Raw genomic sequence first — 23,809 nt, 5'->3', positions numbered from 1 at the left:
GAGTCCCGTCGGGTCCGTTTTTCTCGGTCTTCGGATTTTTGGACCAGCTTTTGCGAGCGGCCGAAGAGAGCGAGTAAAAGGCGGGTTCCGAATCCCGGTCCGTTCGATTTCTGCACAGAGTAGAGTCAAAAGCGGCGTGAACCGTCTCGGGGTCAAGTGGTTCGAGCGCCGAAGAAAAATTTAGTCGACTATAGTAGCGTTTGTACGTCTTCACTCATCCGATCGTACGCAGTCGTGCGATCGAATGAGCAATCAATTGCAAACGCGACGATAGTGTATCCGCTTATCAGAGCGAGCGAAGTGAGAGGCGTTTCTCGAACTCCCGTTCGGTTTGCCTGCAAATCCGTTCTCGGACATCATCGCGGTCGGACACGAACCCGAACTCATCATCGAGCTGTTCGAACGCGACAATATCGAGCGTGTCCTCGAGAAGCCCGACACGTCTGGCCTGCAACGCCTCGTACGTCCAGAGGGAATTGAAATAGTCTGCCAAGGATGGATCGATCTCGTCACGTTCACCCCGCTGGACGGCCCGAGACTGTTCGAGCAAGTCCTCGAGCTTCGATCGGTCGACCACTCCCTCAGTTTCGGTGAAGTATCGATTCGGGTGAATACTCCGAAAGTCTTCACCGGTGTCGAAGTACTGTGGCATTTTCTCGACGAGGGGGAGATTGCTCGCCCTGATGTTGTCGCTGTCGCGGAGCAAGAGGAAGTTTCCGAGGTCATTGACGAATCGCTGGGTGATGAACTCCTCGATGCTGTCGCGACGTTGGCGCTCGTCTTCGGTGAGTTCGTCGTCGTCCCGGCGGTACAACTCGATATAGGTCCGAATCGCGTCAGCGATTTCGACCTCGTCGTCCTCAAGGTGGAAGAATTCAATCAACCATACCGGGTCGTCGGCATCGTGTATCAGACTCTGTGGGAGGACGTGTTCGAGATGGATACTGCCCATATTCAGGCGTCGTTCGACGTACATCCCCTCCCCACGGAAGTGCTCGTTCGCGATTTTGCCGAACAGGAGTTTCGCGTTCTGAGGGTTCCACGCCTGCGCCTGAGTGACGATATCCACGAATCGATCGGAGAACATCGACGGATTCGACGACCGCATCTCGTCGATCAGATGCCGACGCGAGTCGTCGTAGACGCGCTCGTCGGCTTCGTTTTCGGGCGAGAGCGAGAACCGGTGAACGGTCTCGATAAAGATCTCTTGGAAGATGTTCGGATCTTCGCCGACGAGGAGCCGTCTGAAATTGAGTTTCTCGACCGTGTCGAGCACATCGAAGAGCTGTTCGCCGCTCGCATTCGAGTCCGTCACTGTGTGGTGGTAGAGCGCCAAAATGAACGGACGCCACTGGTTCATCCGCTGGTCGTTTAGACGAACCAGCACCTCGTGGCACTTCTTGTGTGCCTCCGCGAGCGCGAGGTCTGTAGGTTCCAGTGCCGAATTCGTGATGTCTTTATAGTACGGAACGAGGTCGTGGGCGTGGTCGAGGAAGTCTCGAGCGTCGTCAAGGTACCGCAACCGCGGTCGGACGTCGGATTCGAGATTACGAGTCGCGAACGCGTTGGTGAGTTCTGCACTGGCTTCCCCCACCGTCTCGATTTCGGGATCGACGAGGCTGAGATAGACAGAGAGATACTCGTCTATCTGGGCTTCATCAGTGGCGAACGCGACCACGATGTCCTCCCACTTGTCCACGTACTCTTGTCGGTCGTCGGCGTCGAAGAACGCGTTCACGACTGCGGCTCGGATGCGGTCGATCTTCGTGAGTTCGAGCCCGCGGTCGTTGAGGATCTCGAAGATCTGCATCCGGAAATCGGGTGCTGCGTTCCGGATGATGAACTCGCCAACGTGGTACGAGTTCTGGATGTAATGGCTGAGGTTGATCAGCGCGAGCGCCTCGCTGTCGGTATCGTCCGCCGCGGCGACGACCTCCTCAATTCGGCCTTTGTAGAAGTTGTACGCGTCGAGTAACCGCCAGTTCGAGTCGTAGACCGGGGTGAAATTAGAGAACGACGACGTATCGGGGTCGTTTTCTTCGATGACTCGGTCGCTAATCCGGAATTCATCGACGAGATCCGAGATTCGCGTCGCATCGCCACGACGACCGTCGACGGATTCACGCTCGTCCGAACAGAGGTACTCCAACCGAGTTTCGGGGCCCAGCATAAGCGCCTCGAAGAATCCCAAGTCTGCGTCGTCATCATCGTCGTGTTTATTGAGCGAAAGGCGCGGAACGTCTCCCTTGAGAGGGTTCTCGAAGCGATAGAGAAGAGATTCTATCTGCTGAATGCTTCCATCGCGGAGCCGACTGACTGTCTCCTGCTGGATCGATTCAGGATCGAGGGCGCGGAGTTCCTCGAGGATGGAGAGCAAGAGGATATTGATCGAGGTGAGTCGCTGTTGGCCGTCGATAATCTCGTGTGTGTTGCTGTCTTTGTCGACGGCGAAGTACATCGAACTGAAGAACACGTCGGAGACGTCTGAATCCTCGACGAGATCGGCCTCCACGAACTGTTGGAGGTCGGACCACAATTGCCGGTGATGCGTCTCCTTCCACGAGAACAGTCGCTGATATTCCGGAACGTTGAACGTCCGATCTGACAGCACGTCTCCTACCGTTCGCTTTTCCATCTCGAAATTCTCGCCCGCGATCTGCTGCATCGCGACGTGGTCTGCGACCGCTGCGATGTCGAGATCAACGTGATCGTAGTCGATGTAGGCATTGTAGAGCGTCCGAGCATCGTCAGCCATATCGGCCTGTCAGAGAGGACGCACATAGTAGTATCGCGAATCAGCAGACACGCTGGTCAGGTGAAATTGGCCGCGCGCGAAGGCCTCCGAGGACGAGATCACGTGGTAGTGAGATGCAGTCCGTTTGAGGAGTTCGGATGGTCGCCGGACTCCCGGTTTGGGGGCTCTGCCCAAATTTCTGTGAGGTACTCGACGGGCTCGACGTCGTGACCACGATTGTGGGTATCATAGCGTTTGCACCTGCGTACGCGCCCGATCGCACCAGCGCGAATTCGAGCGAGCGGAGACGTGAAAGCGCTACAATCTCACACGAGAGTAGAGCGAAGATTCGCCCGGTCGTTGACTGCAATCTCCGGAATACCACTGGTAGTGTCGCATTCGTCGGGATCACGACTGGAGGGGACACCTCCTTTCGGCGGGTGGTGAATCGACGTAGCAATACTAGTTCGAGAACAAGTAGATGATCAGACTTACCATTCAAAATATATTTTTTGAGTTCCTGAATTCGTGTTGTTCGATGCGGAAGCTGTAACCGTCACAGTGGAGACCAACGACCGGGTCGTCGGCGTCATCAACGAGAAGGAGGTCCTCTCAACGTCGTATCTCTCGGCTAATCAGTACGGTACTCTCGAGCGACCGAAAGATAGTATATCGGAAATTTGAGCATAGGACTCGATTCGTTTGAGGATCGACCGCAGCACACAGATATCGTAGCGTTTTCCCGTCTTCACTCACCCGATCGCCCGACCGCGTGCGGTCGGTGCGCACGCGGGTGCACACGCTACGATAGTACCGCTCACCACTGATACGAACCGCCTTCAGACGTCTCGCAACCCGATTCGGATGCGCACCGCTAGTGGCGGTAAACCTGCTTTCCGCATCCAGTTGTGAACAGTGACATGACTCCGTTTTGAGGCATTATTAATGACTGAGATGACTGTATTTCATATTGATAATTCTACAACGTAGAGACGGGTTTCTATGTCACTGATCGCACGAGAGTGAGAGAGCTTCTCACCAAACCGCTTGTAATATTTCCAGTATTTCCTCAGACGATGGAGAGACACGGGGAGGGTTCCGGGCGTGTTTCGGGTTCGCTGCGATGGCTTTGGCGGCACTGGGTAGGTACTCGGGTTTGATTCCGTCAAGTTCGCGAAGTCTCGAAGGGAGTCCGAGTTGATCACGGATTGTCGACAGACGTTCGACCGCGGCGTCAGCGACCTGACCGTCGGAGAGATTTGTTTGTTGCAGGTCGAGGGCGGAAGCGATCTCTCGACGTTTGGCATCGGCGCGGTCGAAGACGTATCGGAGGACGGCCGGGGCCACTACGGCGTGAACGAGTCCCTGATGGACGTCGCAGTGGTCAGAAACGCCATTTCCGAACGTGTGAATGATATTCGTCTTTCGGCCGTATTGCACCAACAGAATACCCAGCACCGATCGGTCAAGTGCTCCCTCAGAGTGGTTAGCGGACAAACGCGGGAGGCCGGCCTGGAGATACCGCAACCCCTGTAACGCGTGAGCACGCGAGACTGGCGTCGCTTCGCGCGAATAGACCGTCTCAATCCCCTTGTCGAACCCGTTCATCGCAGACGCCGCGAGGACATCCGTCGGTGTCGTCGCGAATAGCTCCGGATCGTAGAACACGGCAGAAGGCATAATCCTCGAGTCCGAGTAGGACGCGGTGCGCCGGTCACTCGTTCCCGGCGCCTCTGTTGCGGAATGTGCGTACGTGACCCCTCCATCGTCGGTGAGGTCAGCCCCGGCCATCGTCGTCGGAATCACGACGTTCGGCAGAACCGTCTTATCTGTGTCGGGCTTCGGGAGCGCACCCGTTTCGCGGACTGCGATACGGATACTGTTGTGAGAGTGGTCGGACGGCTCGAGCAGACACATCGCCTTCGCGATGTTGATCGAACTGCCGCCCCCGACGGCGACGACACAGTCGACAGTGCGTTCGTCGATTCGACGGATACCGTCGAACACTGTTTCCAATCGCTTCGTGGGCGTGGTGGAATCGAATGTTGATACCCGCCGTGCGTCGAGAGCTGATTCCACCGGTTCGATCACGTCTCGATTCGCACCGACGTTCTCTCCGCACACAACGAGCGCCCGCGAGAGCCCCAGTTCATCCAATCTCTCACCGAGCATCCGGACACATCCACGACCGAATGCGACCTCCGTCGGGAGATACTCGAAGGTGAACGGCTCGGTTTCCGAGTCCATACTCCGAGGCAGACATCGTGGGGGCATAACTGTGGCGTAGACGTCGGTGGACGGCAATCGAGGGCAGTCTACCGAGTATCCATCCAGTCTCGTGCCGTTTCGAGATCTTCGGTTACAAACTGATCGTGTCGAGCGCTACTCATCTCTTCTTGCATTTGCCTGCGCTCGGATGCCGAAATCGAACTGTCGGCGTGGACTGTCGCGACCGAGTCTACACCCGCATCGAGCATGTCCGGAAGCCACTCGGTCTGAAGCCACTCTTTATCGTTCGAACTGTGTGCCTTGATGTTACTGGTGTCAAAGATAATTCTCGAAGACCCGTAGTACCTGATTGCCTCGAGTGCCTCGTCGAGACCGTCTCGAAAGGCCTGACCGGTCGAGAACCGCGTCCAAGTGTGAATCACGGACTCGACGTCGCTGTCCCATTCGATGGTGTAATTCTTCGCGTCTCGGTATTCCTCACGCGACATACACCGGTGGATTGTGCTTCTGAACTAAAACGTACCGTTGTGATACTCAAGTCAGATATTCTGACGGCCGGAAATTCTATTACCAGTACGGTGTGAGACCCTTAGCGTTACACACGATCTTCACGGAATCGGTCGCCGGTGACCCAACACACGTCAGCCTAAAATGTTCTTCGTTGATATCAGCGTGGCTCAGGACGTGCTGCATCCCCATCTCGATCTCGCCATCGACGAGGAACGCAGTGCAGTTCGCACACGAGGCCGCCCGACAGGAGTAGGACCACTCGAGGCCCGCAGCCTCGGCGGCGTCAAGAATCGTCTCTCCCTCGTCAACATCTATCGTCCCGTAAGATTCCTCGGGGAGGTCCATTTCGGCGGCCCGTTCGAAATTGTCCTCGTTATCGACGTCCCACTCTTCTTTTTCGATCACGTCGTAGTCGAGATACTCGACGGTTGGCATACCTGTAGCGTCACGTTCGATCACACATATACTCTTCGCAAAACATATGCGAAACAGGCTCTGTAGACGCAGAACATCAAAGCGATTAAAAGAATAGCGGAGAAACGCGCCAGTACGTCACTGGGGAGAAGCAGATCCATCGAGATGATGGCACGATCCGAGTGTGAATATGAGTTCGGTCACTGAGACGGACGTCACAGGCTCACAGATTCCGTGGGGGTCGGGAACGCTGAGTATAATCCTCGCAAGTTCACTGATGGGAGTCATGGGCGTTTCGCTCATCAGTCCCCTCCTGCCGGAGTTGCGAACCGTGTTCGGAATCTCTGACGCCCGAGTCGGTCTCCTGCTGACGGTCTATACGCTCCCGGGAATCGTCCTGACACCGTTTATCGGTCTGGTCGCGGACCGTATCGGACGACGACGCGTCATCATCCCGCTGCTGTTTATATTCGGAGCCAGCGGGGCCGGAATCGGATTCGTCGAGACCTTTCAGGTAGTCTTGATTCTTCGATTCCTCCAAGGAGTGGGCGCGAGCGCACTCGTGACGCTGACGGTCACGTTGATCGGTGATTTCTACCACGGGACACAACAGAACGCGGTGCTGGGCGTGAACGCGAGCATGATCGGCACTGGGGCAGCGCTGTATCCGCTGATCGGTGGGGCGCTAGCCGGGATCCGCTGGAACGTTCCGTTCTATTTCTTCGGGGTGGGAATCCTCGTCGGAATCGTCGCCGTGGTCGTGCTTCCAGAACCCGATAGCGCGCAGTCGGACGATATACGCGCCTACTTCGGCCAGCTGCGGATCGCGGCGATGCACCCGAAAGCGGTGGCGATCTTCGGGGCGATTTTCACGCTGTTTTTCGTGTTCTACGGTGCGGTCCAGACTGCCGTGCCGCTCCTGCTCAGAGACGGGTTCGCGCTCTCATCAGGCGGGATCGGCCTCGTCCTCGGGGCAGTATCCCTCTCGACAGCGGTGATCGCCGCACAATACGGGCGGATCTCTGCCCGGCTACCCGCACCGGAACTGATTCTGGTCGGGTTTGCCTTCTGTGGAGCCGGCCTCTTGGGTGTTCGACTGTCACCGTCGCCGGTGTTCGTCGGCGCGTCGTTGCTCGCCTTCGGTCTCGGCTTCGGGGTCGTCACGCCCTCTATCGATACCACCATCGTTTCGTCGGTCTCGAACAGACTCCGTGCGGGCGTGATGGGACTGCGGACGAGTATGCTTCGGCTCGGCCAGACCGTCGGACCCGTCTCATTCACGTATCTCGCAGAGACCGGCTTTGCGTCTACTGTCGACGGATACCGATTCCTCGTCGCCGCGTTTGGTTCGCTGCTCCTCGTCAGCGCGACAATCCTGTTCGTTCTCGTTCGCCGTTCGTAACCGAGAATGGCGTCAGTTGGTCGATTTCGAACGCGTGTTGAGACGGGGGGTCTTAGAGTAGAATACGACAATCGACGTGCACAGCATCATATTCGGCTCTCTCGGCCGGAATCGACGTCGACGGCATCGACCGGACAGATCTCGACACAGAGCATACACTCGATGCACTTGCTTTCGTTGGTCGGAACAACCTTCTTTCTCCCATCGTCGCCCGGCGCTTCCGTCCACTCGAACACGGAAACCGGGCATCCGTCGAGACAGGAACCGTCCGCCATACAGACATCGAAGTCGACCGCGACGTTTGTTCCGTGGATACCCTGTTTTTCCGCAGTCGGAGCGTCACCGTCTGGGGTCCAAACCCGATGGTCCGCGTGGCCGTCGACCTTCTCGTACGTCTCCTCGAACTCCGTATCGATGGACATCGTTACCATATATGCTACAGGAGCCCACTTAATAGTAATCAATAATCCATCGGGTCGATCCGACGTCAAAGCTGAACCAGACCGGATCAAAAGAGGGACACTACGACATCCGGACTGCCTTTGTATATTACGAACTCCCCGGCTCAAGATGTGTGGGTGCGTGGTTCCCGAGAGAGTCGACGCTTGTGACTTCGAGCGGTGGCTCCTCTCGAGCAGAGGAAAGACTTTGCCTGCCCCTGCTGAAATGACGTGCGAGAAACGATGACAAAAGTTCTCGTCCTCGACGACGCTGTACACGGTATCCCTGTGAGAGAGTACGTCGACGCGCTGTCGGAGCAGTTGCCGGAGGCGACTATGGTTCATCCGAAAACCGCGTCGGAAAGAGAGAGCGAGGCTGTCGATGCCGACGTTATTACGGGACTCTTTCTCCCCGAATCGTTGCTCTCGGCGGCTACCGAACTCCGTCTTTTCGCCGCTGTATCGGCCGGGTACGATCAACTCCCGCTGGACCACCTTCGTGAGCGGGGTGTTACGGTAACAAACGCATCGGGCGTCCACGGTCCGAACATCGCCGAACACGTTATCGGGTGGCTGCTCACGTTCGTCCGGCGGCTCGACGAAGGAATTCGTCGACAAAATAGAGCAGAGTGGAGACATTTCCAAGCGGCCGGCGAATTGAACGGTTCGACTGTCACGGTCGTCGGCCTCGGTGCGGTGGGGACAGCCATCGTCAACCGGCTCGAACCGTTCGGCGTCGAGACCATCGGCATCCGATATACGCCCGAAAAGGGAGGCCCGAGCGACGAGGTACTGGGGTTCGACGAAATCGAATCCGCACTCGTTCGAGCGGACTACCTCGTGTTGGCGTGTCCGCTCACCGAGACGACAGCGGGCCTCATAGACGCTGATACCCTTGATGTGCTTCCCTCCGATGCGATCGTAGTGAATGTCAGTCGAGGTGGAGTCGTCGATACCGATGCGTTGGTGAACGCGATTCGTCGCGGTCAGCTCGGGGGGGCCGCACTCGACGTAACGGACCCTGAGCCGCTGCCGCAGGACCATCCGCTGTGGAATTTCCAGAACGTCTTCATTACGCCACACGTCGCCGGCTACACGCCGGCGTACTGGACGCGGCGCGCGGATATCCTCGCTCGGAACGTCGAACAGGCCGAAGAGACGGACACGTGGACTGGTCTGGAAAATCAAGTGGTACCCTGAACCGATGGGATAGGGCCATTCGAGGGCCTGCACGCCAGAATCCGCCTTGAGACGTTCGGGAGTGTACTCAGACCTGCTCTTCCTGCCCGCCCTGCTGAACGCTGGCGTCGGCGTAGCTGACGTCGCGACCGGCGACATCGACGGTCATCGAGCCGACGCCTTCGATCTCGGTCTCGATGGCGTCGCCGCCGTGGAGTTCGCTCACGCCTGCGTGCGTGCCGGTAGTGATGCCGTCACCGACTTCGAGGGACGCACCCAGCGATGCGATTGGACGACGTCCGCGCAGGTGTAGACCCTGTCACTCGTGGTCCGTCCAGCGGTCGTCGAGGGGGAGTTCGGTCCCGTGATCCTACATAGCCGATCGGGGAGTCGGGAGCGGTTTCGAGCTATGGTTCGTATATTGCAAAGGGAAATGGAGCGAGTCGATGATGAAAGACGTATCTCGATCTCCGTATACCCAAGCTACGGAGTGGCGATCGCGAGCGGTGAAAATACGACCGAAGTTCGAGAATATCCCCAAGGTGTTACAACAGTAGTTTCGTAATAGTATATGTCCAAAGGGAGCTATCAGCCGATCAAATAAACTTCGTATATAACAAACATCTACGTTCGTGATAATCACGGCCGTTGTGACGGAGCGCCGACGCTCCGGAGGGTATGAAAACGCGGTCAGTCGATACGGTCCGAGAGTGAGAGCCACGAGTGCGATGCAGTAGAGCGCCTCACACAGCGGCGCTATCCTCCGAGATAGGCGTCCCGGATGTATTCGTCGTCTTCGAGGACCTCCGGCGGCCCCTCACGGGCGAAGGAACCGTTCTCAAGGAGAAAGACTCGATCGGCCAGATCCATCGCGAAGGTCACATTCTGTTCGAGGAGGATCACCGAAACGCCCTCGTCGTGAATCTGCGCGAGTGCCTCGGTGATGTCGTCACAGATGACCGGCGCGAGACCGATCGTCGGTTCATCGAGCACCAGCGCGCGCGGATCTCCCATCAGTGCCCGACCGATGGCGAGCATTTGCTGTTGGCCGCCGCTGAGCGTACGCGCCAGTTGCTTCTTTCGATCCTCCAGAACCGGGAACAGGTCGTAGACGAACTCCCGACGCTCGTCGACGTTACCCTTCCTTCGGTACGCGCCGAGTTCGAGGTTGTTCGCGACGCTCATATTTCCGAAGAGGTTGCGGGATTCAGAGCAGTAGATGAGGCCGTCCTCTACGACGTGGCCGGTCTCTCTGACCTCCGTTCCCGCGTATTCGATCGATCCCTCGTAGTCCAGATAGCCGGAAATCGCATCACAGAGTGTCGACTTTCCGGCGCCGTTTGGACCGATAACGGCGACAAACTCCCCGTCATCCACGGAGAAAGAGACGCCGCGGAGCGCTGCGACCTTTCCGTAGGAGACCGAGAGGTCTTCTGCGCGAAGGAGCGAACCGTCCGCCCCAGTATCGTCGCTCATCACGACTCACCCCCGAGGTACGCCTGCTTGACGACGGGGTCGTCGCGGATCTCTTCGGGCGATCCCTCGGCGATGTGCTCGCCGAACCGGATGACGACGACCCGGTCGACGAGGGACAGCAGTCCGCGCATATTGTGATCGACGATAACGACCGTGACGCCGTTTTCGTCTCGGAGTCGCCTGATGAGCGCTGAGAGTTCCTCGACCTCCTGTTCGGCGAGTCCGGCGAACGGCTCGTCGATCAATAGGAACTCCGGATCAGTCGCCAGTGCGCGAGCGAGTTCGAGCCGGAGGACGCCGGCGTGCGGCAGCTCGTCCGGCATCGTCTCGAGATCGTCCGCGAGGCCGACGAGTTCGCAGACACTTCGGGCCCTCGATCGGGTTTCACCGCGAAGCCCCGACAGCGAGAGCAGTTTGTCCGGAACTAACGAGAGCTTCACGTTCTCGATGACGGGTCGGTCTTCGAGCGGGCGAAACGACTGATAGGTGCGAGCGAGTCCTCGTTTCACCATCTGATGCGGCGCCAGTCGCGTGACGTTTTCGCCCTCGTACCAAACAGTTCCGGATGTCGGCTCAAGGGCCCCCGTAATACAGTTGAATGTTGTCGATTTCCCAGCGCCGTTCGGTCCGATGAATCCGAGAATCTCACCCCCAGTGACCGCGAAAGAGAGGTGATCAACTGCGGTGAGACCGCCGAAGCGCTTGGTCAGTCCGGAGACGACGAGCTTGCCGTCTGTCGACCCGAAATCGGGGTCCTCACCCCCGTCGCGGCGGCGGGCGTTACTCATCGTCGAGCCCCCCCTCAGAGTTCCCGAACCGGGTCACAAACCCGCGTTGCAGTCGCCTTCCCTCGGTGAGCGCGCCCCCGAGCAGGCCGCTGGGATAATAATACACCAGCGCGATCGTCAATACCGCGAAGAGGACCGTATCGACCTCGGCGACGCTGACGCCGAGCATCGGGATCTCTACTGCCACTCCGCTGAGGACCTCTCGGAGGAGAACGAAGAAGAGGCCGCCGACGGCGGCCCCGACAATGGTTCCCATCCCGCCGATGATGGCCGCGATGATGACCTCGACGCTGACGAAGAGATCCAGTAGCGAACTCGGCGTCGGGCTTCCGACGGGCGTGTGAACGAAGACGGCGCCCGCAAGCCCCCCGATAGCCGCACTGAGAGCGAACGCGAAGAGCTTGAATTTCGCGGGGTTCAGACCGGCGGAACTGACGGCGTCTTCGCTCTCCCTGATCGCGGTGAACACGTCGCCTGCGTTCGATCGAGTCACGGCGAGCAGGACGGCGAGCACGATCGTAAACAGACCGAATGCGACGTAGTACGTCGCGATTGCATCGGTCGAACCGAGGTCGAACAGCGCGTCGGGGCGGCTGAGACCGGTAGTGCCACCGAGGACGTCGCTGTAAACGATAAACACTCGCAACAGTATCAGCGGTGCGATCAGCGTCACCAGCGAGAAGTAGGGCCCCTTGAGCCTGAGAGTCGGGATACCGAGGATCAGGCCTGCGACGACAGCCACGACGACACCTGCGGGAATCGTCAACACCGGATCGAGTCCGAACGTGAGGTTCAGAAGCGTCGAGGTGTACCCGCCGGCCGTGAAGAACGCACCGTGGCCGAGGCTGATCTGACCGGTGTACCCAGAGACGACGTCCCAACTCATCGCAAACATCGCGAAGAAGTACGCTGTCGCGACTGTCAGTGCCTGCAACGGAGTGAGCGCGATGGGTAACACCGCCAGCAGTACGAACCCGAAAAGCCCGAGCTTGTACCGAAGCGGCTTCGCCAACGGGTTGACCGTTTCCAGAAGGGACGCCCCCCCGCCTTCGCGGTCGGTCGCCACGTCCGCGCCCGTGCTCATCCGATATCCACCTCGGTTCCGTACAGTCCGGATGGGCGGACCAAGAGCACGATAATCACTACGACGAGCGGAGCCAGCCCTTGGAGCTGCGGATTGAGGACGTTCGTCGTGAGGACCTCGATCGTCCCGATCACGTACGCGCCGACGACGCTGCCCTTGACGGAGCCGAGGCCGCCGAGAATGACGATGGCGAACGAGAGGATAAACGGCGTCCGTCCCATACTCCAGCCAATCGTCAGGTGCGATCCGAGAAAGTACCCGGCGAGCCCCGCGAGTACACTGGCGACGACCCACATCAGGAGGTTCACGCGTCCAGTGTCGATCCCGACGAGGAACGCTCCCTTCCCATCCATACTCGTCGCGAGAATCGCCCGACCGGTATCGGTTCGGTTGACCCAGTAGAACACGGCACCGATGATCACCCAAGATAGCGCGAAGATGGCCACGAGATTGTACGAGACGCTGGCCCCTGCGACAGTCGTGTTCCCCGAGAGGAGTTGCGGGAGCGTGTACGCGCTCGTTCCCTCCACAACGAGGAATAGCGACTCGACCGCGACGGTCACGACGAGCGTGAGGATCATCACGATGATCGGGTCGTCTCGGAACTTCCGAATCAACACGAAATACAGCCCTGCGCCGAACAGCGCTGGGACGACGGCCGCTGTAGCCACCGCTCCGAGGAGTCCCAGTCCAAGCGCGTTCACGGCATAGTACGCCGAGAAGGCGCCGATCGTGAGCGTCGCGCCGTGTGCGAGGTTCAGGACGCCGCCGACGCCGAAGATCAGCGTGAATCCGATGGCGACGAGCGCGTACAGCGCGCTTATCATCGCCGCCTGTACGACGATTGTGAGTGGATCCGCCATACCTAATTGATCCAAGGCGGAGACTGGTGCTCTGCCGTCTGGAACTCGGAGGGGAAGACGACCTCCTGTGTCCCGCGGCTCGAATCGTCCGCCGTGGGCTGCCACTGCTGGATGATCGGCGGACTTTCGCCGATCTGATACATCATGTCGTGTGCGAAGTCATGATCGGGTCCGTAGAAGTTGATCGCCCCTTGAGAGCTTTCGTACTCGTTCGATTCCAGCGTCGAGATGAGCGCTTCGGTGTTCATCTCGCCGACCTGTTCGATGGCCGTGACGGCGATGTTGACGGCCGCGTACGTGATGAGCGCCGAGAACACGCCAGTGGTATCGAACGTCTCGCGGTACTCCGAGAGGAACGGTTGGGTGGCCTCACTGAACTCGACTGTCGGAGTGAACCCGGTCAGCGACATCGTGTACGCCGCGGCCCCGTCGGTCTCTTGATAGAAGTCCGGTGACTGCGACGGAACGTGGAGGCCGGCGAACTCGAACTGTCGCTCGCCGCGGGCCCACTGGACGGCGGCGGCCGTATCCGGCGGCGACGGCATAAACGGCATCAACACGTCGGCGTCGTTCTCCTCGACTTGGTCGAAGAGCGGGCCGAAGTTCTCTGTGCCGGGCGAGTAGGTCTCGTCCAGTACGACCTCGAAATCCTCCATCTCGCGAACGGCACCGAGGATACCGTTTTGGAGTGGGGCCATATCGTCGACGTCGAGGCCCAACCCCGCGATCCTGTTCCACCCGTAGTCGGCGAAGCGCTGCGTGACGAAGTCGACGGCGGCGTTGCCGAACTCCACCGCGTTCGGCATCGGCCGGAAGTGGTATTTGTAGGACTCGTAGTCCCGGCTCACCATCTGCGACGCTTGGGGAGTGAGCACGGCCGTCGTCAGGTGGACCGTCTCCTGATCGGCGAACGAGTCCATCAGTCCGAGCAGTACTTCGGCGTTGAACACGCCGGTGGTGAAATCGACTTCTTCGCCCAGCGTGAGGTCTCGATACGCCTCACGTCCCGCCTGTGCGGTTCCCTCGGTGTCGCCGACGACGACCTCGACGTCTCTCCCAACGACTCCGCCGTTGGCGTTCAGCTGCTCCGCGGCTAACGCCGCCGCGTTCTGCATTCCTTCGCCGACCGGATTGTTGTTCGGCGAGGGAGCGAGGACGCCGATCTTCAGGGGGTCGCTACTCGAATCCCCTCCCTGTCCGGTAGTCGTTCCACCGTCGCCGGATTGTCCCCCGTCGCCGCTCTGTCCATTCTGACACCCTGCCACACCAGTGGTCGCGACGGCCGCTCCCGCCATCAGGAACGACCGCCGATCGAACGACCGCGTAGGCTTATCTGACATTATTCTAGTATCTGCTCTGGCTTCTGCTCGTACCTCTACTGCCAAAGCCTACCAAAGCAATTCATTATGATCTATAAATAATTTTCGTACTGATTCGGCGGAGTCCGGTCCCGTCGAACGAGGCTGTCCGAGTGAGTAATTCGCAGAAACGGACCGCAGAAGCGATCGTCCGGTCTCCAGCGTCGATCACTGATCCGATACTGACACCGATACGGCGTTCTATAGGGATGAGCGGGCGTCACGAATCACGCACCGGTCGGACGCCCGCTCGGAGAAACGAGTGAGCGCGCCTTACAGACCGAGCATCTCGCGCGCCTCGTCCGGCGTGGCTGGCTCGTGACCCAGCTCGCGGATGATGCGAACGGCTCGTTCGACGAGTTCGACGTTGGTCGCGAGCTCGCCTTCGTCGTAGTAGAGGTTGTCCTCGAGCCCCACGCGGAGGTTGCCGCCGAGAAGGATCGAATGCGTCGTCGCCGGAAGTTGGGCGGGTCCGATAGCCGACACGCAGAGGTTCGATTCCTCGGGCAGCTGCGAGGCCATGTTCTGGAGGATCTCAGGCTTGTACGGCATCGCGTCTTGGAACGTCTTGTGGCCGTTCAGTACGATGTTGATGTAGTACGGCGGTTCGTCGTACCCCTCCTCGATGAGTTGCTTGACCGTCTGGATGTGCGTGGGGGCGAACACCTCCCACTCGGGCTTGATCCCCCGTTCCTCAAAGCGGTCGCCGAGTTCGCGACATCGTTCCATCGAGGTGTCGAGAATCTGTGTCTTATCGCCGACAGCGACAGAGGTGGTAAAGCAGTCGAACGTGGCCATCTCGACCCCCTCGGCCTCGAGGCCCTTCTTTCGTTCTTCCCAGTCCGCTTCGATGCGCCCGCCGGGGAGGTCCTTGTCCATATCGCCGCCGAACCCGCCGCCCGTGCTGTTGTTGATGACGATGTCACACCGATCGCGCACCTTTCGGTTGATCTCCGAATAGATCTCCGGGTTGCATGTGGCCGAGTCGTCGGGGTTCCTGGCGTGGATCGCCGCGATACTCGCTCCGGCCTCGCGACACCTCGCGACGTCTTCTGCGATTTCATCGGGCCGGGTCGGGAGGTTCGGATTCTGTTCTTTCCCTGCGAAGCCGCCCGTAGGGGCGACGGTGACGATTACCTTACTCATTGGAATCAGCGGTACCTACCATCTGCGAATTCAGCGACATACTATAAAACTATTGTGGACACATACTCCGAGGGGACGCGATTGAGAGGTTGCGGTCGTTCTCCCGTTGTCTTCAGTGCCCAGAAGCGAATAATTCGACCCCGTTACCGAGCGGCGTCGATTCCGTCGATCGCCTCGGGGTTCTCGATGCTGGAGAGATCCCCGATCTCGTCGCCCTCGTAGACGCTCTGGATGATCCGCCGGACGATCTTCCCGCTCTGGGTCTTGGGGAACTCATCGACGAACAGGATCTCGCGGGGCCGAAACGGCTTGCCCAGTTCGTCGCCGACCCGTCTCCGGAGTTCCTCCCGCAGGGCCTCCGTCTCCGTGTACCCCTCGTTGAGGATCACGTAGGTGACGATCGCCGTCCCCTTCGTCTCGTCGTCGGCCCCGACCGCGACGGCGGCGTTGACCGCCTCGTGTTCGATGAGCGCGCCCTCGACCTCCGCGGGCCCGACCTTTCGTCCGGCCACGTTCAGCACGTCGTCGGAGCGCCCGTGGAGGAACCAGAAGCCCTCCTCGTCTTTCTGGGCCCAGTCGCCGTGGTCCCACATGTCCTCGAACCGCGACCAGTACTCCTCGAGATATCGCTCGTCGCCGCTCCACAGCGATTTTGTCATCGAGGGCGCAGAGGACTTACAGACGAGATACCCCTTCTCGTTGTCGTCGGCTACCGACTCCCCGCCGGCATCGACGACGTCGACGTCCATCCCGAGCGCCGGCCCGCCGAGGGTCCCCGGTTTCAGCGCGTGAAGCGGCGTCGGCTGGAGGAAGCACCCGAAGATCTCTGTCCCGCCCGAGATGTTCATAATCGGCGTCTCGCCGCCGCCGACGCGGTCGAGGAACCACTTCCAGGAGTCGGGGTCCCACGGTTCTCCCGTCGACCCCAGCAGGCGGAGCGTCGAGAAGTCGTGGCCCGCGAGCCACTCGTCGCCGTGCTTTTGCAGCGCGCGAATAGCGGTCGGCGAGATCCCGAACACCGAGAGCCCGTGCTCGTCGATCAGCTCCCAGAAGCGGTCGGGGTTCGGGTAGTCCGGCGCGCCCTCATAGAGGAAGACCGTCCCGCCGAGCGCGTGGTTGCCGATGAGCGTCCACGGCCCCATCATCCAGCCGATGTCGCTCACCCAGAAGAACCGGTCTGCGGGCTTGTGGTCGAACGCGAAGTAGATCTCTTTAGTCGGCTGCACCAGCCCGCCGGCGTGGGTGTGGACGATCCCTTTGGGCTTTCCCGTCGTCCCCGAGGAGTACAGCAGCATCGACTCGTGATCCGAGGGGAGCGATTTGGTCTCGTACTCGGCGGACGCCGACCCGACGGCGTCGTCCCACCACTCGTCGCGGGCGTCGTCCCACGGGATGGACGCCTCGTCGGATCCCAGACGGTCGTACACGATCGTGTGCTCGATGTGACCCGCTTTCTCGATGGCCTCGTCGGCCTGCGCCTTGAGGCGGATCTCGTCGCCGCGCCGGTAGTATCCGTCGCCGGTGAACAGCACGGCGCACTCGGCGTCGTCGATGCGCGTGGCGGTGGCGTCGACGCCGAACCCCGAAAAGATCGGGACGGCGATGGCTCCGGCCTTGAAACAGCCGTAGAGCAGCGGGACGATCTCCGGGACCATCGGCATATACAGTCCGACCGTGTCGCCGGTCTCGATTCCTCGGTTCTCGAGGGCGTTGGCGACGCGGTTCGACTGCCGGTGCAGTTCGTGGTACGTCACCTCGCGGACGTCGCCGTCCTCGCCCTCCCAGATCGTCGCGACCTTGTTGCGGCGTTCGGACTCGAGTCGGGCGTGGCGGTCGACGGTGTTGTGTGCGATGTTGAGTTCGCCGCCGGCGTACCAGTCTGTGAACTGCGGACCGTCGGTGGCGTCGCGGACGAGGTCGTACTCCTCGAAGAACTCCAGCCCGAGGTGTTCGATCACCTCGTCCCAGAACCAGTCCAGACCCGAATCTTCGACCCCCTCGATGTTCGAAACCGTGCGTTCGTGGAGGTCCTCGAACGTCTCGATGCCGTGTTCGCGCATAAACGCGCTCACGTTGCTCTGCTCGACGAACTCCTCTGTTGGTTCGTAGCATATTTCGTCATCTACTGAATCTACCATCGTGACTATCAAATACTGGATGACAGAGCGGTATTAAATGTTGTTGAGTATACCGGGGGTTGAGGCGGACGCACTGTCGCCTTCGCGCGGGATGCTACGTCGAGTCCGGCTCCATGACCTCCGAGCGCTCGAGGACGCGTCGGGCCTTTTTGACTTTCGCGGCGTCGACCATCTCGCCATCGAACTCGATGACGCCCTGCTCGCTGCCCTGGCTTCGCTCGAAGGCCTCGACGAGTTCGCGGTAGTACTCGACCGTGTCGGCGTCCGGGGTGAAGACCTCGTTGACCGGAGTCACCTGCGAGGGGTGGATGACCTGCATCCCCGTGAAGCCGAACTGCCGCTGTCGTCTCGCCTTCTCTCGGAGACCGTCCTCGTCGTCGACCGTCGACCAGATTCCCGAGAGGATTTGATCGACGCCAGCCGTCTTCGCTTCGAGCACGAGTTTCGACCGGAGGTACATCGTCTCGGACCCCTCCGCAGACCAACCGAGGTCGAGAGACTGCTGGATGTCGCCTCCGCGACTCGTTCCGCCTCCGACAGCAGAGATTCGATCGCTTTCAGCGAGGATGTCGTGGGCGTTGTAGACCCCCCCGGGGCTCTCGAGTAACGGGATGAGTCCGATCCGATCCTCGAGTCCCGCCTTCGCTTCGACGTACTCGAGGAGCGTTTCGATCGAACTCACGGTTTCGGCGGACTCGATTTTCGGGACGACGACTGCGTCGACCCACTCTCCGAGACTCTCGATGTCCTCGTAGAACAGTTCGGAGCCGAACTCGTTGGTCCGCACAGTGATGACCGTCTCGGCCTCTGCGAGTGTCGATTTGTTCTCGTCGAGTGCTTCTCTCGCGGTCGGCTTCTGATCGACCGGGACAGAGTCTTCGAGATCGAGGATGACGGCGTCGGCCCCGTGCGTCGTCGCCGCCGCGACCCAGTCGCTGTGGTGCGCCGGAACGTACAGGATTGAGCGGATTTCGTCCATATACTCGATTGGTACCGCGCGCACGGACCGTAACCGTTTCGACTGCCTTCAGACAGGGACGCGATCGGCTCGGACGGGTCGAACCGGACGTCTGCTCATTCGAGAACAATCACAGTGAAGTCCGCCAAACCCCGGTCGTCATCGACAGACAAGAGGTGGATCACCTCCCCAATTGCGTCCACAGTAAGTCATCTGTGCTGTGCTTCAATCCGGACCGAGGGGGTTTTCGAGGAATTCAGACAGTATTTCGGTGGTCTGCTCCGACAGCCAAGAGAGGTCCTCACCGGTCAGCTGGTTCGTGAAACCGATCTTCGGCGACGATATCTCCACGCTGTCGTCGGTCACGTCGACGAGTGCCAAGGCGTATTCGTTCCGGAACCGAATCTCCTGCGGTGGCGTCACGGGTTCCCCGTCTTTGTAGAGTGTGATATCGGGGTTCGCTTCGGTGTCTTCTGTCAGTTCGTCGAAATCCTGCCAAGAGAGCCCTTCGAGACCGAGCGGATCAATTCGAATCGAACTCCCCGAGTGAGTGCTCCTCACTTCTAACCGGTACCCCATCCTCGTGTCGACCTTTTCGAGCCGAACTTCTGGCGAATCAGTGGTTGCGCTCATTGTCACAGGAACAGCGACAACCGCTCTTTGACGCTTGGGTCGTCGAGGAGGATCTGTCGGTCGTCGAGCAGTAGTTCGTCCCCGTCTTCGATCAGCGTGTCCCGCCGCTCTGCGGAGATCAGATACACCGGTCGCCGGTCGCCCCCCATACTCCGATACACGAGGAGATTGTTCCGTGTCTCGATCACCTCGTCGTCCGCCTCCTCGATGCGGACGTTCGTGACGAACCGCCGCGTCAGTGACGGCGGATCCTCCGACCAAGCGTATTCCGTGTGAAACCGTTCAGCGCGCTTTTCGAGTCTCGCTTTGTTCTCGCAGTAATAGTACGTCTGGTCACTGAACTCGTCAGCGTCCGCGCCAATCTCTTTGGTGTTGCGGACCGGCATCTCGTAATTGATATCGTCGGAAAGCAGATCGACCCATTCCTCGAACTCCCGACTATCCAGAAGCTCTGCCTCCCTGTTGTAGAACTGAACGCACTGGTAGTGCCGCTCGTATTCAGCGGTCATCTCTCGTCACCCCCGTTTCCGTCTCCGACGTCGGGACAGGAGGCCCAACCGTCTTTCTGGAGCATTTTGTGGTACCAGTTCTGGTGGAACGCATACGAGGAAACGTCCGTCACGACGTCGTCCCACGCCACACCGGGACCGTACCAGTCGTCGTCTCTGGGCGATATATTGCCGACCTGCCACCCGCCCTTATAATTCAGCTGTAAGTCCTCTTTCGATGCGAACGTGCTGTCGGCCACGTCGGCGATGGTTTCCCAGACCGCCAGATCGTCCTGTTCGAAGTTCCCGGAGGGAGAGAACGTGGATGTCGTCGCTTTGTGTATCTCTTCTTTGTAGCTGTCAGGCGCGTCGGCCGGGGCGACGACCCAGCTCCACATTTCCGCTTTTCCGGGACCGAGCGGTTGCCACTGACGGATCGACGCGGTCGCGCCCGGCTCACCCGGCGCACCGGTGTCCGGCGTGAAAATAAAGGAGAGATTCGGGAAGACGCTCCCGACGTAGATCATCATCCTTGAGAGCGCTTCCTGCTGTTCTTCGGTCAGCTCTTCGCCGGACATATACGCCGGGTCCTGCCCCAGATAGATCTCCGGCGCCTGCTTGTGAATGCGGAACGTGCCCGCTGCGGGCCCGGCGTGACTGACGTTGACACGGTCGACGACCTGCTTCAGTTCTTGGCTGTACTGTACGGCCTCGGGCTCGGCCATCCCGATTTCGAGGAGGGACTGGTGGGCCACCTCCGTGTGGTGCGCGTCGCCGAAGAAGTTGTCCGAGCCGCTCTTCCAGTCGGAGTCGATCTCGACGCGGTGCGGCTCCCCGAGCACTTCCATCCCGCCTTTGAACCCCTTCGTGAAGAGGTCGAGATACCACGTTGCCGGACCGAGGAACTCCTCTAGCGGCGGCGCGTCCCTGTCGAGCGAGGCGAAGATGAGACCGTTGTAGTCATCGACGCGCGGCGCTTGTTTGAGCCCGATATCTGTCCACAGCTCGCTCTCCCCGTGGAGCAAATCCCGGTTCGGGACGCCGATGAGATCGCCGTCGTTCTTGTAGGTCCAGCCGTGGTACGGACACCGGAAGTGACTCGAATTCCCCTGTTCGGTCCGACAGACCTTGGCTCCTTTGTGCCGACAGCTATTGAACAGGACCCGAATATCGCCGGCCTCGTCCCGAGTCATAATAAACGGGTCCGTGCCGATGTACCGCGACGCGTAGTCGCCCGGATCGGGGATCTCCGACCCGTGACCAAGGAAAACCCAGCACTGACCGAAGATTCGTTCGCGTTCGAGCTCAAAGACCTCTGCGTCGTTGTACGCCTTTAACGGAACGAGCCCTTCCTGGACCACCTCGTCGCCGGATTCGAGAAACTCTCGGAGAGACGGCGACGAGTCGGGGCCATCGCCCCCGAGGGATGCTGAACTGCTGTCATATGACTCTTCGTGGGACATAACCACATAACCGTTTCCAACATACATATAATAATTTTTCGCCTCATATATCCGTCGTGTCCAGTGAGACGAAAAGTCAAGACACGACGTGCGTCGTGGTGCTCGACGCTGCCGGTCCTCGACCGAAACGCCAGTGGTCCGCCGATAGTAGCGTTTGCAAGTCTTTACACACTCGACCGCACGCCGTCGTGCGGTCGGCTGTGCAATCAGTTGCAAACGCTACTATAGTGGTTCACAGTACGATGATATCCTTCACTCCGGAGCAGCGGTGGCCTCTATCTCTACGAGGTACTCCGGCACCGCGAGTTCGTCGACGCCGACGAGTGTGGACGCTGGCCGCTCGTTCCCGTCGAAGGCGACCTGAAACTCGTCGACTCCCTGTGAGAGGTATCGGTCGATATCCACGGTGTACACGCGTGTGCGTACGACGTCTGACATATCGGCATCGGCTGCCGCGAGTGAATTCTCGATGTTTTTCACGACTTGCCGAACCTGGGCCGCCATATCGTCTTCTCCAACGATATCTCCCTCGTCGTCGACGGCTACCGTCCCCGCAATGTGAACCCGCGTTGGGCGACTCGTCCGGACGACTTGGGAGTACAGACTTGCGACCGGTAGTCCGTCCGGGAGTTTCTCATACACTGTCTCAGGAACGAATCGTTCGATCGTCATATGTCACGGGTTGGGGGACGCTAAGTAAAAGTTTGTGCCACAGCCCTGTTCGTGGTCAGTTTGGCGCATTGAACGAAGCGGCAAACGCTCGGATCCAATTCTCGACAGTCTCAGGTCCTAGAGCGCCAAGAAATACTTCTACCTCACCCTTCATACGTACCTAAACACGGCCAAACGTTTCAGTATAAATGTGTATGCGTGGTCCACGACCACTACCGAATGGGGGACTAACACCCGAGCGTCGGCGGGGCCGCGAGCGGGAAGGAGAGACGACACTAGCCTGGTTCAGAGAGACATTCCGCCCTCGGTCAGGTCTATCTCGATACTTTTCGACTGTACGAAGTCGTGCATCGCCTCCTCGAAATCGTTCTTCCGACCGATTCCACTGCGTTTGTACCCGCCGAAGGGGAGACCCTGCAGGGCGAAACTCGGATGGTTGACGCCGATGATTCCGGCCTCGATCCGGCTGGCGACCCGATGGGCGCGCTCGAGGTCCTGCGTGTAGATCGCAGCGCTCAGCCCGTACTTGACTCCGTTCGCGATCTCGATCGCCTCCGCTTCGTCGGCGAATGACATCACGCCGACGAGCGGTCCGAACACCTCCTCCTGTGCGATTCGCATCTCGGGGTCGACGTCGGTGAGGACTGTCGGCCGGACGAAGTTGCCGCCTTCGAGTTCGGGGTCATCCGGGAGTGACGCCTGCGTGTGGATCGTCGCGCCCTCGTCGACGGCGATATCGAGGTACTCCGCGAACTTCTGGGCCTGCTGGGGTGTCGCCTGCGGGCCGATCTGGGTCTCGTCGTCGAGGCCAGATCCGAGCACGAAGTCCGCGACCTGCGCGCTGACGCGTTCGAGGAACTCGTCGTAGACGTCCTCGTGGATCAGGAGCCGTTCGGGGTTCGTACACGCCTGGCCGCTGTTGAAAAACGAGTTCGAGACGGCGGTCTGGGCGGCCGTCTCGAGGTCAGCGTCGGGGAAGACGATCGTCGGATTCTTGCCGCCGAGTTCGGCCATTACCGGCGTGATGTTCTGTGCCGCGCTCTCGAGGACCTTCACGCCGTTGGCGTCGCTGCCGGTGAACGCGACAATGTCGACGTTCTCGTGACTCGAGAGGGCCGATCCGGGCTCGACGCCGCCGGGGATGACGTTGATGAGGCCGTCCGGGAGGATCTCGTCTGCCAGTTCTGCCATCCGCAACGACGTCACTGGCGTGCTCGGCGAAGGCTTCAGAACGACCGAGTTGCCGGCGGCAAGCGCGACGGACATGAAGTCGCCAGTGTGCATCGCGGGCCAGTTCCACGGGATGATGAGTCCCGCGACCCCGTAGGGTTCGTACACCATCGTCCTGACCTCCTCCGGGGTATGAGAGACGGCCGATCCGTAGAGCTTGTCCGCGGCGCCGGCGAAGTACCGAAAGCGTCGCGCGGCCAGTTCGACGTCCCGACGGGCCTGCCACATCGGCTTCCCGTTCTCGAGGCTCTCGATTCTCGTCAGTTCGTCTTCGTGCGCCTCGATCACGTCGCCCACCTCTCGGAGCAGGTCGCCCCGGCGTTCTGGATCGGTCCACTTCCACTCTTTGAACGCGTCACGGGCCGTCTCGACGGCCGCGTCGACGTCCTCTGCCGTGCCAGCCGCGACTTCGGTGAGCCGATCGCCCGTCGCGGGGTTTCGCACCTCCAAGAGGGCACCGTCGGATGCGGGCCGGAACTCGCCGTCGACGAATAGTCCCCATTCCCTGTCGATCGTGGCGTCACTACCCGTACTGCTTTCTAAACCCATACACGGGATTCTATCGTAGAGCTATAAATCGCTTGTGCCGTGGTTCCGCCGGCGT

The 23,809-nt window shown here is 59.9% G+C and carries 21 protein-coding genes; 2 read left to right on the top strand and 19 right to left on the bottom strand.

Annotated features, from left to right (window positions below; translation table 11 throughout):
* Positions 1 to 286 precede the first annotated feature (286 nt).
* From ACT3HL_RS00175 to fer, 4 genes are all read right to left on the bottom strand, one after another.
* Positions 287 to 2,755: a GmrSD restriction endonuclease domain-containing protein gene (locus tag ACT3HL_RS00175; RefSeq protein ID WP_445084792.1), complete on the bottom strand. Its 2,469-nt coding sequence runs from the start codon at positions 2,753 to 2,755 to the stop codon at positions 287 to 289.
* Positions 2,756 to 3,769: 1,014 nt separating this feature from the next.
* Complete coding sequence (locus ACT3HL_RS00170; protein ID WP_445084791.1) at positions 3,770 to 4,981, bottom strand: iron-containing alcohol dehydrogenase; 1,212 nt, start codon at positions 4,979 to 4,981, stop codon at positions 3,770 to 3,772.
* 68 nt (positions 4,982 to 5,049) lie between these two features.
* A complete protein-coding gene (locus tag ACT3HL_RS00165; RefSeq protein WP_445084790.1) occupies positions 5,050 to 5,451 on the bottom strand; it encodes a hypothetical protein in 402 nt (133 codons plus the stop codon).
* A 79-nt stretch (positions 5,452 to 5,530) separates the two neighbouring features.
* Positions 5,531 to 5,908, bottom strand: coding sequence for a ferredoxin Fer (gene fer / locus ACT3HL_RS00160; RefSeq protein WP_445084789.1), 378 nt, complete (start codon positions 5,906 to 5,908; stop codon positions 5,531 to 5,533).
* 169 nt (positions 5,909 to 6,077) lie between these two features.
* Here fer and ACT3HL_RS00155 point away from each other — a divergent pair, with 169 nt between their 5' ends.
* Positions 6,078 to 7,289, top strand: a complete 1,212-nt coding sequence (locus tag ACT3HL_RS00155; RefSeq protein WP_445084788.1) for an MFS transporter — start codon at positions 6,078 to 6,080, stop codon at positions 7,287 to 7,289.
* 86 nt (positions 7,290 to 7,375) lie between these two features.
* Here ACT3HL_RS00155 and ACT3HL_RS00150 read toward each other — a convergent pair whose 3' ends face one another.
* On the bottom strand, positions 7,376 to 7,711 hold the full coding sequence (locus tag ACT3HL_RS00150) for a 4Fe-4S binding protein (protein ID WP_445084787.1): 336 nt from the start codon (positions 7,709 to 7,711) through the stop codon (positions 7,376 to 7,378).
* Between the two features lie 261 nt (positions 7,712 to 7,972).
* On the opposite strand from ACT3HL_RS00150, the gene ACT3HL_RS00145 reads away from it, so the two are divergent.
* Positions 7,973 to 8,929 (top strand): NAD(P)-dependent oxidoreductase, encoded by a 957-nt coding sequence (locus tag ACT3HL_RS00145; RefSeq protein ID WP_445085267.1) that lies wholly within the window; start codon positions 7,973 to 7,975, stop codon positions 8,927 to 8,929.
* A gap of 67 nt (positions 8,930 to 8,996) precedes the next feature.
* Here ACT3HL_RS00145 and ACT3HL_RS00140 read toward each other — a convergent pair whose 3' ends face one another.
* The 14 genes from ACT3HL_RS00140 to ACT3HL_RS00075 form a co-directional block, all read right to left on the bottom strand.
* Positions 8,997 to 9,134: a hypothetical protein gene (locus ACT3HL_RS00140; RefSeq protein WP_445084786.1), complete on the bottom strand. Its 138-nt coding sequence runs from the start codon at positions 9,132 to 9,134 to the stop codon at positions 8,997 to 8,999.
* A gap of 530 nt (positions 9,135 to 9,664) precedes the next feature.
* Complete coding sequence (locus ACT3HL_RS00135) at positions 9,665 to 10,384, bottom strand: ATP-binding cassette domain-containing protein (protein WP_445084785.1); 720 nt, start codon at positions 10,382 to 10,384, stop codon at positions 9,665 to 9,667.
* Entirely contained in the window at positions 10,384 to 11,172 is a 789-nt protein-coding gene (locus tag ACT3HL_RS00130) for an ATP-binding cassette domain-containing protein (RefSeq protein WP_445084784.1), read from the bottom strand. The genes ACT3HL_RS00135 and ACT3HL_RS00130 overlap by 1 nt, the downstream gene beginning before the upstream one ends.
* The gene (locus ACT3HL_RS00125) at positions 11,165 to 12,256 is read right to left on the bottom strand and encodes an ABC transporter permease subunit (protein ID WP_445084783.1); all 1,092 of its coding nucleotides are present in this window, start codon (positions 12,254 to 12,256) and stop codon (positions 11,165 to 11,167) included. Before ACT3HL_RS00125 ends, ACT3HL_RS00130 begins: the two co-directional genes overlap by 8 nt.
* Positions 12,253 to 13,119: an ABC transporter permease subunit gene (locus tag ACT3HL_RS00120; protein ID WP_445084782.1), complete on the bottom strand. Its 867-nt coding sequence runs from the start codon at positions 13,117 to 13,119 to the stop codon at positions 12,253 to 12,255. Before ACT3HL_RS00120 ends, ACT3HL_RS00125 begins: the two co-directional genes overlap by 4 nt.
* A gap of 2 nt (positions 13,120 to 13,121) precedes the next feature.
* The gene (locus ACT3HL_RS00115; RefSeq protein ID WP_445084781.1) at positions 13,122 to 14,459 is read right to left on the bottom strand and encodes an ABC transporter substrate-binding protein; all 1,338 of its coding nucleotides are present in this window, start codon (positions 14,457 to 14,459) and stop codon (positions 13,122 to 13,124) included.
* Positions 14,460 to 14,750: 291 nt separating this feature from the next.
* Positions 14,751 to 15,623, bottom strand: coding sequence for a 3-keto-5-aminohexanoate cleavage protein (locus ACT3HL_RS00110; RefSeq protein WP_445084780.1), 873 nt, complete (start codon positions 15,621 to 15,623; stop codon positions 14,751 to 14,753).
* 143 nt (positions 15,624 to 15,766) lie between these two features.
* On the bottom strand, positions 15,767 to 17,761 hold the full coding sequence (locus ACT3HL_RS00105; protein WP_445084779.1) for an AMP-binding protein: 1,995 nt from the start codon (positions 17,759 to 17,761) through the stop codon (positions 15,767 to 15,769).
* Between the two features lie 94 nt (positions 17,762 to 17,855).
* Complete coding sequence (locus ACT3HL_RS00100; protein ID WP_445084778.1) at positions 17,856 to 18,740, bottom strand: aldolase/citrate lyase family protein; 885 nt, start codon at positions 18,738 to 18,740, stop codon at positions 17,856 to 17,858.
* Positions 18,741 to 18,944: 204 nt separating this feature from the next.
* Positions 18,945 to 19,352: a hypothetical protein gene (locus tag ACT3HL_RS00095; RefSeq protein ID WP_445084777.1), complete on the bottom strand. Its 408-nt coding sequence runs from the start codon at positions 19,350 to 19,352 to the stop codon at positions 18,945 to 18,947.
* 2 nt (positions 19,353 to 19,354) lie between these two features.
* The gene (locus tag ACT3HL_RS00090; RefSeq protein WP_445084776.1) at positions 19,355 to 19,861 is read right to left on the bottom strand and encodes an aromatic-ring-hydroxylating dioxygenase subunit beta; all 507 of its coding nucleotides are present in this window, start codon (positions 19,859 to 19,861) and stop codon (positions 19,355 to 19,357) included.
* Entirely contained in the window at positions 19,858 to 21,303 is a 1,446-nt protein-coding gene (locus ACT3HL_RS00085; RefSeq protein ID WP_445084775.1) for a Rieske 2Fe-2S domain-containing protein, read from the bottom strand. The genes ACT3HL_RS00090 and ACT3HL_RS00085 overlap by 4 nt, the downstream gene beginning before the upstream one ends.
* Positions 21,304 to 21,555: 252 nt before the next feature.
* Positions 21,556 to 21,945, bottom strand: a complete 390-nt coding sequence (locus tag ACT3HL_RS00080; RefSeq protein ID WP_445084774.1) for a Rid family hydrolase — start codon at positions 21,943 to 21,945, stop codon at positions 21,556 to 21,558.
* Between the two features lie 315 nt (positions 21,946 to 22,260).
* Positions 22,261 to 23,754 carry an aldehyde dehydrogenase family protein gene (locus ACT3HL_RS00075; RefSeq protein WP_445084773.1) on the bottom strand — a complete coding sequence of 498 codons (1,494 nt, stop codon included), beginning with the start codon at positions 23,752 to 23,754 and terminating at the stop codon, positions 22,261 to 22,263.
* Positions 23,755 to 23,809: the final 55 nt, after the last annotated feature.

This window comes from Halobellus sp. GM3, assembly GCF_052545375.1.
Note: the sequence above shows the minus strand (reverse complement) of the source record. Positions and strands in the feature narration are given on the sequence as shown.

Excerpts from the sequence above, each read along its gene's own strand:
- ACT3HL_RS00175 (WP_445084792.1), bottom strand. The coding sequence starts at position 2,755 with ATGGCTGACGATGCTCGGACGCTCTACAATGCCTACATCGACTACGAT.
- ACT3HL_RS00170 (WP_445084791.1), bottom strand. The coding sequence starts at position 4,981 with ATGGACTCGGAAACCGAGCCGTTCACCTTCGAGTATCTCCCGACGGAG.
- ACT3HL_RS00165 (WP_445084790.1), bottom strand. The coding sequence starts at position 5,451 with ATGTCGCGTGAGGAATACCGAGACGCGAAGAATTACACCATCGAATGG.
- fer (WP_445084789.1), bottom strand. The coding sequence starts at position 5,908 with ATGCCAACCGTCGAGTATCTCGACTACGACGTGATCGAAAAAGAAGAG.
- ACT3HL_RS00155 (WP_445084788.1), top strand. The coding sequence starts at position 6,078 with ATGAGTTCGGTCACTGAGACGGACGTCACAGGCTCACAGATTCCGTGG.
- ACT3HL_RS00150 (WP_445084787.1), bottom strand. The coding sequence starts at position 7,711 with ATGTCCATCGATACGGAGTTCGAGGAGACGTACGAGAAGGTCGACGGC.
- ACT3HL_RS00145 (WP_445085267.1), top strand. The coding sequence starts at position 7,973 with ATGACAAAAGTTCTCGTCCTCGACGACGCTGTACACGGTATCCCTGTG.
- ACT3HL_RS00135 (WP_445084785.1), bottom strand. The coding sequence starts at position 10,384 with ATGAGCGACGATACTGGGGCGGACGGTTCGCTCCTTCGCGCAGAAGAC.
- ACT3HL_RS00130 (WP_445084784.1), bottom strand. The coding sequence starts at position 11,172 with ATGAGTAACGCCCGCCGCCGCGACGGGGGTGAGGACCCCGATTTCGGG.
- ACT3HL_RS00125 (WP_445084783.1), bottom strand. The coding sequence starts at position 12,256 with ATGAGCACGGGCGCGGACGTGGCGACCGACCGCGAAGGCGGGGGGGCG.
- ACT3HL_RS00120 (WP_445084782.1), bottom strand. The coding sequence starts at position 13,119 with ATGGCGGATCCACTCACAATCGTCGTACAGGCGGCGATGATAAGCGCG.
- ACT3HL_RS00115 (WP_445084781.1), bottom strand. The coding sequence starts at position 14,459 with ATGTCAGATAAGCCTACGCGGTCGTTCGATCGGCGGTCGTTCCTGATG.
- ACT3HL_RS00110 (WP_445084780.1), bottom strand. The coding sequence starts at position 15,623 with ATGAGTAAGGTAATCGTCACCGTCGCCCCTACGGGCGGCTTCGCAGGG.
- ACT3HL_RS00105 (WP_445084779.1), bottom strand. The coding sequence starts at position 17,761 with ATGGTAGATTCAGTAGATGACGAAATATGCTACGAACCAACAGAGGAG.
- ACT3HL_RS00100 (WP_445084778.1), bottom strand. The coding sequence starts at position 18,740 with ATGGACGAAATCCGCTCAATCCTGTACGTTCCGGCGCACCACAGCGAC.
- ACT3HL_RS00095 (WP_445084777.1), bottom strand. The coding sequence starts at position 19,352 with ATGAGCGCAACCACTGATTCGCCAGAAGTTCGGCTCGAAAAGGTCGAC.
- ACT3HL_RS00090 (WP_445084776.1), bottom strand. The coding sequence starts at position 19,861 with ATGACCGCTGAATACGAGCGGCACTACCAGTGCGTTCAGTTCTACAAC.
- ACT3HL_RS00085 (WP_445084775.1), bottom strand. The coding sequence starts at position 21,303 with ATGTCCCACGAAGAGTCATATGACAGCAGTTCAGCATCCCTCGGGGGC.
- ACT3HL_RS00075 (WP_445084773.1), bottom strand. The coding sequence starts at position 23,754 with ATGGGTTTAGAAAGCAGTACGGGTAGTGACGCCACGATCGACAGGGAA.